10 protein-coding genes and 1 riboswitch are annotated in these 13,643 nt (G+C 61.7%); of the genes, 5 read left to right on the forward strand and 5 right to left on the reverse strand.

Annotated elements, in window-relative coordinates:
* The first annotated feature begins 535 nt into the window (after positions 1-535).
* Positions 536-730 (forward strand): hypothetical protein, encoded by a 195-nt coding sequence (locus tag AC54T3_RS07775; RefSeq protein WP_496623762.1) that lies wholly within the window; start codon positions 536-538, stop codon positions 728-730.
* A 54-nt stretch (positions 731-784) separates the two neighbouring features.
* Here AC54T3_RS07775 and AC54T3_RS07780 read toward each other — a convergent pair whose 3' ends face one another.
* The gene (locus tag AC54T3_RS07780) at positions 785-1,249 is read right to left on the reverse strand and encodes a hypothetical protein (RefSeq protein ID WP_496623764.1); all 465 of its coding nucleotides are present in this window, start codon (positions 1,247-1,249) and stop codon (positions 785-787) included.
* A gap of 227 nt (positions 1,250-1,476) precedes the next feature.
* Between AC54T3_RS07780 and AC54T3_RS07785 the strand changes: the two genes are divergently transcribed.
* Together AC54T3_RS07785 and AC54T3_RS07790 are read left to right on the forward strand one after the other, a co-directional pair.
* Complete coding sequence (locus AC54T3_RS07785) at positions 1,477-4,392, forward strand: class I SAM-dependent DNA methyltransferase (RefSeq protein WP_496623766.1); 2,916 nt, start codon at positions 1,477-1,479, stop codon at positions 4,390-4,392.
* Between the two features lie 101 nt (positions 4,393-4,493).
* Positions 4,494-6,455, forward strand: a complete 1,962-nt coding sequence (locus tag AC54T3_RS07790; RefSeq protein ID WP_496623768.1) for a methyl-accepting chemotaxis protein — start codon at positions 4,494-4,496, stop codon at positions 6,453-6,455.
* On the opposite strand, the gene AC54T3_RS07795 is transcribed toward AC54T3_RS07790, so the two are convergent.
* The gene (locus AC54T3_RS07795; RefSeq protein ID WP_496623770.1) at positions 6,452-6,658 is read right to left on the reverse strand and encodes an RH3 domain-containing protein; all 207 of its coding nucleotides are present in this window, start codon (positions 6,656-6,658) and stop codon (positions 6,452-6,454) included. The two genes, AC54T3_RS07790 and AC54T3_RS07795, sit on opposite strands and share 4 nt — an antisense overlap.
* 125 nt (positions 6,659-6,783) lie before the next feature.
* A riboswitch (TPP riboswitch) is annotated at positions 6,784-6,883 on the forward strand.
* Between the two features lie 64 nt (positions 6,884-6,947).
* Between AC54T3_RS07795 and thiC the strand changes: the two genes are divergently transcribed.
* Complete coding sequence (gene thiC / locus AC54T3_RS07800) at positions 6,948-8,840, forward strand: phosphomethylpyrimidine synthase ThiC (protein WP_496623772.1); 1,893 nt, start codon at positions 6,948-6,950, stop codon at positions 8,838-8,840.
* Between the two features lie 43 nt (positions 8,841-8,883).
* Positions 8,884-10,209, forward strand: coding sequence for an MgtC/SapB family protein (locus tag AC54T3_RS07805; RefSeq protein ID WP_496623774.1), 1,326 nt, complete (start codon positions 8,884-8,886; stop codon positions 10,207-10,209).
* A gap of 241 nt (positions 10,210-10,450) precedes the next feature.
* On the opposite strand, the gene ubiV is transcribed toward AC54T3_RS07805, so the two are convergent.
* The 3 genes from ubiV to mnmL form a co-directional block, all read right to left on the reverse strand.
* Positions 10,451-11,386 carry a ubiquinone anaerobic biosynthesis protein UbiV gene (gene ubiV / locus AC54T3_RS07810; RefSeq protein WP_496623776.1) on the reverse strand — a complete coding sequence of 312 codons (936 nt, stop codon included), beginning with the start codon at positions 11,384-11,386 and terminating at the stop codon, positions 10,451-10,453.
* Between the two features lie 13 nt (positions 11,387-11,399).
* Positions 11,400-12,395, reverse strand: a complete 996-nt coding sequence (gene ubiU, locus AC54T3_RS07815) for a ubiquinone anaerobic biosynthesis protein UbiU (RefSeq protein WP_496623777.1) — start codon at positions 12,393-12,395, stop codon at positions 11,400-11,402.
* A 198-nt stretch (positions 12,396-12,593) separates the two neighbouring features.
* Complete coding sequence (gene mnmL / locus AC54T3_RS07820) at positions 12,594-13,592, reverse strand: tRNA modification radical SAM protein MnmL/YtqA (RefSeq protein WP_496623779.1); 999 nt, start codon at positions 13,590-13,592, stop codon at positions 12,594-12,596.
* Between the last annotated feature and the right edge of the window lie 51 nt (positions 13,593-13,643).

Below are 13,643 nucleotides of genomic sequence, written 5' to 3' on the forward strand. Positions count from 1 at the left end.
AATCAGCTTGCTGAACGTGAAACGTTTTTGCCTCTCAAGAATCCCGCGTTCTTTAAAAACGTATCCGTTGAGCCAGGAGGTCACGCTGTATCATGGAACTCGGAAATCGACATTAGCGAATATGAGCTTTGGCAAAACGGCGAGGAAATGCCCTAATGATGAAACGGGTTGATGAAGCGATGAAACGCGATGAAACGGGTCAGGTTCGGTTTGATTCCCAAGACCGAAGTTAATCCATCAAATCGCCTAACGAACTGCTCCAGCCGAAGCCGGTTTCGCTCTCGCTCAACCGGCTCGGCTGAGCATGGCGTTAGTGCGCCAAGCTTCGCTTGGCGCACTAACAAAAAAAGCTCATGGCACAAAGCTTGACTATACCGTAACTTATCGACAGAAGTAAGTGTTTGTAAGATTAGGTGGCCTGGGTCGATTTGATTTTTGAGGATCGAATTAAACCCACATAATCGCCTAACACGGCGCTCCAGCTGAAGCCGGTTTCGCTCTCGCTCAGACTCTGATCCGCATCGATCTCGAGGCGGTGCGGGCGCTGATCACGCAGCGGCCGGAGTTGGGCGAATACCTCGCCGAGATCGTCAAAACACGGCTCGATGCCGCCGATGCGGCCCGCGTCGCGAGCCGGCGCCCGGTGCGCCGGCTCTCATTGCGCGATGTGCGCGAGGGGATCGAGCGCCGCCTGCGCCCGCTCGGGATGCGCGGCGGCCCTCGAGCCTGAGGTCTGCCGCCGTCAGAGGCGGCTGATCGGCGCGGGCGGCAGCGGCAGCCGGCCTCAGTTGTTTTCCTGATCGCGCGCCGTGCTGATCTGCTCCTCGAGCTGATTGATCTCAGTGCGCATGGATTCCGACGCCGAGTCCTTCAGCGCATTAAGCTGATCCATGATGCCTTCCGCCGAATCGAGATGATTCTCCTCGAGGTAGGTTTGGGCGCGCTCGATGAGCCTCTGTGCCTCGGCCTTGGCGCTGTCGGTCAAGGTCGCGCCTTGATCTTGAGCGATGCCGGCCGCCTCGGAGATCGCCGCCAGCGCCTGGCTGCCGGCCTCGGAGGCGCTGTCCATGGCCGCTTGGGTCTTTTCCTTCACCGAGTCCATCGCCGCGCTGCCGCCGGCCTCGCCCTCGGCTTGGCTCAGGGCTTGGCCCTCGGTGTCGCTCGGGCTCGTGCTCTGCTCGCCATCGCCACAGCCGGCGAGGGCCAGAAGGGCTGCCGCAGAAAGGGATAGCATGACGCGAGTGTGCATATCGGATGACTCCTGATGGCTGCGTAGAGAGGGTTGGGTCGATCAGAGGAGGCGCGCGCCTCGGTGGCCGCTGGGTCGAGCGACGCAGCGCCAGCATCACAGTAACGCAGTCGCCGCCGCGATGCACCAGCCTGCGACGTTGATCGACCAAGAGCGGCCATTTATGCTCTGTGCTCGATCACTCGTTGCCACCACGCACGCATCCGCTGATCCGCAGGACACCGCGCATGACCCCTGACGCCTTCGTGAGCAAATGGACCGGCGTCACGCTCAAGGAGCGCTCCTCGGCGCAGGAGCATTTCCTCGACCTCTGCCACCTGCTCGACGAGCCCACCCCCGCTGAGGCCGATCCGACCGGCGACTGGTTCTGCTTCGAGAAAGGCGCCAGCAAGGCCGGCGGTGGCGACGGCTGGGCCGATGTCTGGCGGCGCGGCTGCTTCGCCTGGGAATACAAAGGCCCTGGCAAGAACCTGCTCAGCGCCTTCAAGCAGCTTCAGCTCTATACGCCGGCGCTCGAATACCCGCCGCTGCTGATCGTCTCGGACGTGCACACGATCGAGATCCACACCGCCTTCACCGGCCTGGTGCCGGTGGTGCAGGTGCTCGCGCTCGAGGATCTGCGCGATCACGCCAAGCGGCGCCTGCTCAAATGGGCCTTCACCGAACCCGAAAAACTGCGCCCAGCCAAGACCACCGCCGCGCTCACCGAACAGGCCGCCGCGCGCTTCGCCGAACTCGCGCACACCTGGCGCGCGCGCGGCCATGCCGCCGAGGCGGTCGCTCACTTCAGCCAACAACTGCTGTTCTGCCTGTTCGCCGAGGACATCGACCTGCTCCCCGGCCGGCTCTTCTCCCGGTTGCTGCACGCCGGGCAGCAGAACCCGGCCCACCTCGAAAGCATGCTCGGCACGCTGTTCGGCACCATGGCCCAGGGCGGGCTGATGGGCGTCGATCCCATCGACTGGTTCAACGGCGGCCTGTTCAATTCCGCCGCGACCCTGCCGCTGGAGCCGTCCGATGTCGACCTGCTGCTCGAGCTTGCCCGGCTCGACTGGTCGGCGATCGACCCGACCATCGTCGGCACCCTGTTCGAGCGCGGTCTCGACCCCGGCAAGCGCACTCAGCTCGGCGCTCACTACACCGATCCCCACTCGATCATGCGCCTGGTCGATCCGGTGGTCCTGCAACCGCTGCGCGACGACTGGAGCGCGCTCAAGGCACGCATCGGCGCCCAGCTCGACAAGGCCGCCCAGGTCCGAAGCGCCTCGGCCCGCACCAAGGCCAGCAACGCTGCGCTCAGCCTGCTGCAAGGGTTTCTCGATCGCCTGCGCCGCTTCCGCGTGCTCGACCCGGCGTGCGGCTCCGGCAACTTCCTGCTGTTGGCGCTGCTCGGGCTCAAAGACCTGGAGCATCAGGTCATCATCGAAGCCGAGGCCATGGGCCTGCCGCGCGCCTTCCCGATGATCGGCCCCGAGAACGTGCTGGGGATCGAACTCAACCCCTTCGCCGCCGAGCTGGCGCGGGTGGTGGTCTGGATCGGCGAGATCCAGTGGATGCTCGCGCATGGGTTCAACCTCAGCCGCGATCCGATCCTCAAGCCGCTTGAGACCATCGAGAACCGCGACGCAGTGCTGAACGACGATGGCAGCGAGCCGGCGTGGCCGGCGGCCGATGCGATTGTGGGGAATCCGCCGTTTTTGGGCGGCAGCAAGAAGCGCAGCGCCCTGAGCGATGCCTACTTCGAGGGGCTGGCAGCGGTCTACGATGGTCGGGTTCCGGCTGGCGCCGATTTGGTGACCTACTGGTTCGAGAAGGCGCGGGCACTGATCGAAGAGGGCAAGGTCCAGCGGGCGGGGCTGGTTGCCACCAACAGCATCAGAGGTGGCTCCAACCGCAAGGTGCTACAGCGCATTACCGAGACCGGCGACATCTTCAATGCTTGGTCGGATGAGCCTTGGATCAATGAAGGCGCGGCGGTGCGCGTGTCGTTAGTCAGTTTTGGGCTGAGCGGGGATCAGCCCACAGCGATCCTTGACGGTGAACCTGTAGCAGCAATATATGCTGATTTGACAGCAAAGGTGTTCGGAACTGAAAAAGGCGCATCGGATTTGACGCATGCGAAGAGACTCGCGCAAAACAAAGGAGCCTGTATTCGGGGACTCGCTAAGGTTGGGCGCTTTGATATTCCAGGGGATTTGGCCAGACAGTTCTTGAACCAGCCCAACCCGAATGGATGTTCGAATACTGATGTCCTGACTCCTTGGGCAAACGGAATGGACATAACGCGCCGATCTTCCGATACCTGGCTGATCGATTTTGGTAACAAGCTGTCCCAAGCAGACGCGGCTCTCTATGAGGGGCCGTTTCAGCATGTACTGAAGCATGTTAAGTCGGAACGTGAGCGGCAGCGCGATGAAAAACGCAAATGTTATTGGTGGAGGCTAGGTCGTTCTGGTGCTGAGATTCGTGCCGCTATCGCTCCATTATCCAGATATATCGCTACTCCGATGGTTGCCAAGTATCGTTTATTTGTCTGGCTGGATCGACGTGTTTTCTCAGACCAACAACTCATCGTCATCGCCCGCCCCGACGACACCACCTTCGGCATCCTACACTCGCGCTTCCATGAGCTATGGTCGCTGCGGATGGGCACCAGCCTAGAAGATCGCCCGCGCTACACCCCGACCACCACTTTCGAGACCTTCCCCTTTCCCGAGGGTCTGACGCCGATCGAGACCGCCGGCTCCACCGAAACCCTGCCAAGCGGTGCCATCATCCCGAGCGTGGAGCCTGCCATCCGCGCACGCGCCGAGCCCATCGCCGAGGCCGCGCACCGGCTCGACGGTCTGCGCCGCACCTGGCTCAACCCACCTGAGTGGGTCGACATCGTGCCCGAGGTCGTGCCCGGCTATCCGGATCGCATCATCCCCAAGCCCGAGCATGAGCAGGCGCTGAAGAAGCGCACCCTGACCAATCTCTACAACGAACGCCCGGCCTGGCTCGATCATGCTCATCAGGGACTCGATGCGGCGGTCGCGGCGGCCTATGGTTGGGCCGACTACAGCGCGGAGATACCAGACGACGAGATTCTGAGCCGGCTGCTCGCGCTGAACTTGGAGCGTGCGAACACCACGGCTGCTTGATCTGCCGGCCAGCCTGGCGCGGCGATAACTACAACATTCGGGGTGAGAGCGAAGCCTAGCTCGATCACCGACATTGATATCAAAACCATTAGGAGGAAACGATGCGCAAATTCAACGACCTAACTATTAGAAAGAAATTAACCCTGGGCGTGCTCTTGTTGTTACTGTTGTTATCTCTTGGTATTGGGCTCATTGCTTCCGCGCAGTCCTCGCGGACTCTTGAGAAGCAAGTGCAAGAACTCATTCCCGCCATGGCCCAGGATGCGGCGAGAACTATTTCAAATACGTTACAAGGCCATGCGTCGACTGTGACTGAACTAGCCTTTAATGCTGATATAAGAACCATGAACTGGGAAGTGCAAAAACCAATCTTGGAAGAGGCGCTTCGCCGAACGGATTATATGCAAATTGGGGTTTCGGATTTAGAAGGGCAGCTCACCTTAAATGATAACTCCCAAACAAACATTTCAGGCAGGGTCTATTTTAAAGAAGCGCTAAACGGTCAGGCGGTAGTGTCGGATGTTTTAGTGCACAGAATTCAAAATATACCCTTTATGAGCATCGCTTCTCCTATAAGATCGGAAGCCGGAAATATTCATGGTGTATTGGTGGCTCTTCTGGACGCCACATGGCTAAGCGAAATAACTGATCAAATAGGTTATGGTGAAAGTGGCTATTCATATATAATAGACAGCGAAGGCGCGTTGATAGCACATGATAACAGAGAGTTTGTTCTTGACCAGCGCAACTTCTTGGAAGAGGGCAAGGCCGACGAAAAATTTGCGGACCTGTCCGCTATGTTTCAAAGAATGACCCAAGGGGAGTCAGGCTTTGATGAGTACCCTTTTATGGGGTCGGTCAGATACTTCGGCTATGCTCCCATTGCAGGCACCGATTGGTCTATTGCCGTCGGTTCATATAAAGCCGATGTATTTGAGCAAATCGAAACAATGAAACTGAACATTGTTCTTGTTTCGATTGTCGGCGTCTTCCTTGGCGCGTTCTTGGCGGCCTTGTTTGCAAAAACCATTGCCACGCCGATTCAAAATACCATGTCCATGTTAAAAGATATCAGCGAGGGGGAGGGTGATCTGACAAAAAGATTGCCTGTGGCTTCAAAAGATGAAATCGGAGAAATGTCCATCTATTTTAACAATTTCATTGAAAAGCTACAGGGCATCATCGGTCGCATGACCAAGAATGCGAGCACGGTAGCCTCCGCCGCAACGGAGTTATCTTCGATCAGCGCTGAAACGTCGCAGCATGTTCAACAAGTCGCGCAGCGATCTTCTTCTGTTGCAGCGGCGGCGGAAGAATCAAGCGCGAATACCGCCTCGGTAGCCGCAGCGACGGAACAAACCGCGACGAATCTCACCTCAATCGCAGGTGCCACGGAAGAAATGAGCGCAACCATTACCGAAATTGCCACGAACTCAGAGAAGGCCCGCGTCATCAGCGAAGATGCCGGCAACCAGGCCACGCATGTTTCATCCCTGATGCAGCAATTGGGAACGGCGGTCACGGAAATAGGGCAGGTGACGGAAACCATTTCTGAGATCTCCTCCCAAACCAATCTTCTGGCGCTCAACGCGACCATTGAGGCGGCCAGAGCCGGAGAGTCCGGCAAGGGGTTTGCCGTGGTGGCGGGAGAGATCAAAGCCCTGGCCAAGCAGACGGACCAAGCCACCGAGGATATCAAGTTGCGCATCAAGAGCGTGCAAAACTCAGCGGGAAACGCCATCGCGGATATTGAAAAGATCTCGTCCGTGGTTTCGGAGGTCAGTCATCTTGTCTCGAGCATCGCGACAGCGATTGAGGAGCAGGCGGTCGTCACCAGAGATGTGGCCAACAACATCACTCATGCCTCATCGGGTGTCCAAGAGGCGAATGAGCAAGTCGCGCAAATTGCCTCCGTCTCGCATTCGATGGCCGAGGACATGGCGTCTGTTGATCAATCAATGGTTGAAATCAAGACCGGAGGGGAACAGGTCCAGGCCAGCGCGGCGGAACTCTCGCGGATGTCCGAAGAGCTTAGAATGCTGGTCGAACAATTCAGGGTCTAGGTTGCACGCGGAATAGCGTTCGACGGCTTTGACGCTCGTTCCTCAAACGCCGCCAAATCGTCCTGATCGTCGGCGAGTGCTTCACGGACCGCATCATTGACAATCTCCGAGAGGCTGCGATTTGTATAAACCGCCTTCAGACGTAATGCGTCATGTAACTGAGGGTCAAAATACACCGTAGAACGCTTCAATACCTTGCTCATGAAATTGTCCAAAAAGCGTGACATGAAGACACTTTAGCTTCACAACATCAAAACGTCCATGGGCGTGCAGCTCACGCCATCTGTTTGGGCTTGAAATCCCCAGCCGCTTTCGATAGCGTTCAGCGGTGTCCTGCTGGGGGTGCCCGCGCGCGTGCGCGGGCTGAGAGAGTCCCCTAACGACCTGATCCGGTTCGTACCGGCGGAGGGAAGCCAGGACGAGCCGTGCTGTCACCGCCTGCTCGTTTCGGTTCCTCGCACGCTGGTTCGCCATCGTTCCCAAGGAGCCGCTATGAGTGCCATCCCCGAAGCCTTCCTCGCGACCACCGCCCGGTTGTCCGACGAGGTAACCCGTCCGTTTCCCGCCTCGCGCAAGTGCTATGTGACCGGCTCCCGGCCCGACCTGCGCGTGCCCATGCGCGAGGTCGCGCAGACCCCGACGCTGACCAGCGCGGGCCGCGAAGAGAATCCGCCGATCTATGTCTATGACACCTCCGGCCCGTACTCGGACCCGGCGGCGCGCATCGATCTGATGGCCGGGCTGCCGGAGGTGCGCGGCGCCTGGATCGAGGAGCGCGGCGATACCGAGCTGCTCGACGGCCCCACCTCGGGCTTTGGCCGCCGCCGCCAGCAGGATCCAGGCTTGGCGCATCTGCGCTTTGAGCATCTCCGCACTCCGCGCCGCGCCAAGCCCGGCGGCAACGTGACCCAGATGCACTACGCGCGCAAAGGCATCATCACGCCGGAGATGGAATACGTCGCCATCCGCGAGACTATGCGGCTCGATGAGTTGCGCGCCGATCCGCGCTACGAGAAGCTGCTGCGCCAGCATCGCGGCCAGTCGTTCGGCGCCAATCTGCCGGATCGGATCACGCCTGAATTTGTCCGCGCTGAGATCGCCAGCGGACGCGCGATCATCCCGGCCAACATCAACCATCCCGAACTCGAGCCGATGATCATCGGCCGCAATTTCCGGGTGAAGATCAACACCAACATCGGCAACTCGGCCACCACCTCCAGCATCGAGGAGGAGGTCGAGAAGATGGTCTGGTCCGCGCGCTGGGGCGGCGACACCCTGATGGATCTGTCGACCGGCAAGAACATCCACGAGACGCGCGAGTGGATCTTGCGCAACGCGCCGATGCCGATCGGCACCGTGCCCATCTATCAGGCGCTGGAGAAGGTCGATGGCAAGCCCGAGGAGCTGACCTGGGCGCTGTTCCGCGACACCCTGATCGAGCAGGCCGAGCAGGGCGTCGACTACTTCACCATCCACGCCGGGGTGCTGCTGCGCTACATCCCGCTGACCGCCGATCGGCTCACCGGCATCGTCTCGCGCGGTGGCTCGATCCTGGCCAAGTGGTGCCTGGCGCATCATCAAGAGAATTTCCTTTACACCCACTTCGCCGAGATCTGCGAGATCATGCAGGCCTATGACGTCGCTTTCAGTCTTGGCGACGGGCTGCGTCCGGGCAGCCTGGCCGACGCCAACGACCGTGCTCAGTTCGCCGAACTCGAAACCCTCGGTGAGCTGACCCAGTTCGCCTGGGAGCAGGATGTGCAAGTGATGATCGAAGGTCCCGGCCATGTGCCGCTACAGATGATCGAGGAGAACGTGACCAAGGAGCTGAAGGACTGCTTCGAGGCCCCGTTCTACACCCTTGGGCCGCTGATCACCGACATCGCGCCGGCCTACGATCACATCACCTCCGGCATCGGCGCCGCCAACATTGGCTGGTACGGCACCGCGATGCTCTGCTATGTGACGCCCAAGGAGCATCTGGGATTGCCGAACAAGCAGGATGTGCGCGATGGCATCATCACCTACAAGATCGCCGCCCATGGCGCCGACCTCGCCAAGGGTCTGCCGGGGGCGCAGATCCAGGACAACGCGCTGAGCAAGGCGCGCTTCGAGTTCCGTTGGGAGGACCAGTTCAACCTGTCGCTGGACCCGGATCGCGCGCGCGACTTCCACGATCAGACCCTGCCGCATCAATCGCACAAGGTCGCGCACTTCTGCTCGATGTGCGGCCCGCATTTTTGCTCGATGAAGATCACCCAGGATGTGCGCGACTACGCCAAGGCACGCCAGCTCGAGGATGCCGAGACGGCCCTCGCCGAGGGGATGAAGGAGAAATCCCGCGAGTTCCTAGAGGAGGGCGCCCGCATCTATCGCGAGGTGTGAGTCCAGGCTCCCGCCGAACTCGCCGGCGCGTTATGCTCGGAGTATGAACGCTGTTGAGCTGGTAAACGGTGTCGAACTGCAATGGGCCTGGCGCCTGGCGGTGGCCTTGGCGATCGGCTTGCTGGTTGGCTTGGAACGCGGCTGGCAGACGCGCGATCAGGAGGAAGGCGAGCGCGGGCTGGGTCTGCGCAGCATGGCGCTGGTCGGGCTGATCGGCGGGTTGGCCGGGCTGCTCGTCGAGCCCGTCGGGGGCGTCTTGGTTGGCTTCGTCGTCCTCGGCCTGGGGCTGCTGCTGAGCGCGGCGCATGTCGCCTCGGTCCACCGCTGTGACGATCTCGGCTTGACCACCGAGGTTGCCGCCCTGGCGACCTTGTTGCTGGCGGTGATGGCCGGCCTGGGGCAACTGGTGATCGCCGCCTCGGGGGCGGTCATCATGGTGCTCCTGCTGGGCTACAAGACGGAACTGCACGGTTGGCTCAAGACCCTGAAACGCCCTGAGCTGCATGCCGCGTTCAAGCTGTTGTTGATCTCGGTGGTGGTACTGCCGCTGCTGCCGAATCGCGGCTTTGGTCCCTGGCAGGTGCTCAACCCCTATGAGATCTGGTGGATGGTGGTGCTGATCGCGGCGATCTCGTTCGTCGGCTACTTCGCCATCCGCATCGCTGGCGCGCGCAAAGGCATGCTGTTCATCGGCCTCTTCGGCGGACTGGCGTCGTCGACCGCGACCACGCTGAACCTCGCGCGCATACATCGGGATGGTGTTGGCGCAGGCGCAGGCGCGGGCATTGGCGCGGGTGCGGGTGCTGGCCCTGGCGGCCAGGCCGCGATTGCGGCCGCTGGCATCCTGCTGGCCTGCGCGACCATGTTTCCGCGCATGCTGCTGGTCGCCTCGTTGCTGCATCCGCCCTTGTTTTGGCCCTTGCTGTGGCCGGTGGTGGCGATGTCGGTGCTGCTGTACCTGCCGGCTGTCGTCTACGTATGGCGCTCGGGGGCCAGCGAGATCACTGCGGATCTGCTGCCGCGCAATCCGCTGGAGCTGAAATCGGCCCTGTTCTTCGGCGCTCTCCTGGCGCTGGTGATGCTGCTCGGTCAGGCGCTGACCGATTGGTTCGGCGACGCCGGCATCTATGCGCTGGCCGCCGCCTCGGGCATTGCCGATGTCGATGCGATCACCTTGTCGCTGGCGCGCATGGCGGGTGACGAACTGCTGTTGTTGACCGCTGGGATCGGCATCTTGATCGCCTCGCTCGCCAATTCGCTGCTCAAGGCCAGCATGGCCTGGGTCGTGGGCGGTCATGCGCTGGGGCTGCGGGTGTTCTTGCCGATGTGCGCCGCCGTCGTGGCCGGCCCGTCCATCCTGTTCGTTTGACATCCTCCCCGCCCTAAAGGACACGGTGGCGATGGCGCGCTGTTCGAGCAGCCCGTGCAGGGCTGGGGTCCAGGAATAATGCTCGGCGCAGTCAGTTGGTCCAGCGGTGTTGAAGAAGCGTTCTTTGCTAATCGCCAGTTGCTCAGCAAGAGCGATCCCCTGTGATGGGCGGGATGCTCGGCAGAGTCCAGTTAACTGCTCTTGAGTCTGCTGGACCTACTGGCCTGCGGACCTGCTGGTATCAAGCAGCCGTCGTCGCCATCCCAGCCTTACCATGCCAGTAGCCATCGCAGGGACCGACGGGCATGAGCGCGTTGAGCTGGCCGCTGGCCTCGGCGGGGTCGAGCGCATCGCTCAGGGCTAGGTGGAACAGCTCGATCACCTTGTCCATCTGCGTTGATTGCGGACTGATGCGCAAGATGTCGACGCCGAGCGCGCGCATCGCCGGCAGTTCCGCGAGTAGATTGACCGTGTGCGCGGATTGGGTCTGGATGCCATTGAGCACCAGGAATTGCTGATCGTCCTGGGTGTTGACGACTAGACCGTCTGGATAGTCGATGCAGGCGTCGCGGCAGTCGTCCTTGGGAAGATCCTTGTGGCGGGCCGTGAAGCAGCGCGCTGAGTAGGCGAGTGGTAGCCGGCCATAGGCCATGACCTCGGTCTCGACCCCAGCAGGCTTGGCCTGCTGCATCTGCTCAAGGGTTTCGCGGGTCAGCTCGACCGGTAGCGCCCAGCGCTTCAGACCCTGTTTGGCGAGCACGCCGAGGGTGCGATCGTTGTAGCAGTTGACGCTCGGGCCAATCGCGAACGGGCGCCCGGCGAGCAGATGCACCGCGCCCATGTCGTTGGCCTCGACCATGAATCCGGTCTGCTCGCAGATGGCGCGCAGGCGCTTGAGTTCGGACTCGGCCTCGAGCAGAGTCAGGCTCGAGAGCACCACTTCCTTGCCATGTTCGGCCAGGCGCTCGGCGATGGCGAGCCAGTCCTCGTGGCGGACCTGATTGCGTTTCGAGCAGATGGTCTCGCCCAGATAGACGATGTCGATTGGCGATTCGGCCACCATCGCGTAGAAGGCGTCGACCTGCGCCTTCGGCCAGTAATAGCTGATCGGCCCCAACGAGAGGCGCGGGCGATGGTTGCTCTGTGCGGCGGCGGTTGAGGTTCGTGGTTCGCTCATCGTTCTTGTTCCCCTATTGCCAGGGCCGGTGATAGGGGCCGAGGGTGGTCTGGGCGCCCTCGGAGACCTTGCCGAGGGCGGCGGTCCACTCAGGCTTGGGCGCGAAGCTGGTCGGGTTGCGCTCGAAGCTGTCCAAGGCCTCGCGCCAAATCTTGGTCACCTGCGCGACGTAGACCGGGCTGCGCTGCCGGCCCTCGATCTTCACCGCCTTGACGCCGGCGGCGACCATCTCTGGCAGCAGTTCCATCGCGTTTAGGCTCACCGCATCCTCGATCGCATGATCGATCCGGCCATCGGTGTTGAAGGTGCCCTTGCAGAGGGTCGGATAGCCGACGTTCTCGCCCTTGGGATGGCGCTGGATCAGCACCCCGCCGAGGCGTGTGTCGAGTCCGCTCTCGGTCTCGATCCACTCGACATGGCTGGCCGGCGAGCAGGCGCCATAGGTGTTCGGCGAGCGGCCGGTGGCGTAGGACGACAGGATGCAGCGACCCTCGACCATCACGCAGAGGCTGCCGAAGGCGAAGACCTCGATCTCGACCGGGCTCTGGTCAATGACGTGCTTGACCTGGCTGATCGAGAGCACGCGCGGCAGCACTGCGCGGCGGATGCCGAAGTGCTCATGGTAGAAGCGCAGCGCCTCGTAGTTGGTGGCCGAGCCTTGCACTGACAGATGCAGATTGAGCTTGGGATGGGTGCGGCTGGCGTAGTCGAGCACGCCAATATCGGCGGCGATCAGCGCATCGACACCCAAATCGGCGGCGCGATCGACCGCCTGCTCGAAGCGTTGGAAGCCATCCGGCCGCGGATAGGTATTGAGCGCGATGAACACCCGCACGCCCTTGCCGCGCGCATAGCGGATGCCCTCGGTCATCTTGTTCGGGGCGAAGTTGAGGCCGGCGAAATGGCGCGCGTTGGTGTCGTCGCGAAAGCCGATGTAGACCGCGTTCGCGCCGTTGTCGACGGCCGCCTTCAATGCCGGCAGATTGCCGGCCGGACAAACCAATTCCATCGTCTGGGTCACTCGTGGTTAGCGTGATCTCGGTGAGCGTGAAACAAGCGCTTCATCGTCCGAACTGGCGACGCGCTATGTACGGTAGCGTGAAACAAGTGCCTCATCTTCCGAGCCGCGATGCGCGATCAAGCTGGCCGTGAAACGGGCGCGCCATCTCGCGCGTCGCGATGCGTTATGTGCTTTTAGGGCGCAGCCTCAGGCGACTCGCTCGATCGCTGATGAGCTGGGCGTTTGCTCCAAGGCCAGAGAGCCCTGGCGCGTGCCACGACGCCGCAGCGCGTTCTCGATGCCGTTGAGCACGATCCATTTCTTCGAGCACCACTCGGGGGCAAGCAGGATCTCGCGCTGCGCGGTACCGGTGACGCGGTGGTAGAGCACCTCATCGGGGGTGCGCTCGATCAGATCGGCCGTGATCTCGATGTAGTCGTCCAGTGCCAGCGGTTGATAGCCGCCGCGTCGCCATTGATGGGCCAGCAGGGTGTGTCGGACCACATGCAGCGGATGCAGCTTGAGCCCGTCGGTGCCGAGCGCGACGACGCGCGCCAGCGTTTCCAGCGCGGCATCGCGGCCTTCGCCTGGTAGGCCGATGATCAGGTGAGTGCAGACCGGGATGCCACGCAGCCGCGCGGCGCGCACCGTGCGCCGATAGTCAGCGAAGCTGTGGCCGCGATTCACGCGCGCCAACGTACTGTCGAAGGCCGATTGCAGCCCGAGTTCGAGCCAGACCTCGTGACCCTCGGCGCGATAGCCGGCAAGCAGGTCCAGCACCGCATCCGGCACGCAATCCGGACGGGTGCCGACCGAGAGACCGATGACATCGGGCTCATCAAGCGCCTGCCGATAGAGGGCGCTGAGGCGAGCGATGTCGTCGTAGGTGTTGGTGTAGGCCTGAAAGTAGGCGAAGAAGCGTTCGGCACCGGTGCGCCGTCGCACCACTTGACGCCCACACTCGATCTGCTCGGCAACGCCGCGATCTGGGGCGAAACGGGTTACGCTGGCGGTCTTGTTGGCGGTCGGGCTGCCGGCGTTGGGGCTGAAGGACACGTTGTTGCAGAAGCTGCAACCACCGCGCCCTTTTGTCCCGTCGCGGTTCGGGCAGGTGAAGCCGGCGTGAATGGCCAGCTTATGCACCCGGCGGCCATAGCGGCGGACCAGATCGACGCCGAAGGTGTTGACTCGATCTGCTAAGGTCATGCCCGCTGTTAGCTCGTCATCATCAATCGGTCACGGAAAGCTCGAAACTGT

Source organism: Halochromatium sp. NSM3 (assembly GCF_059621085.1).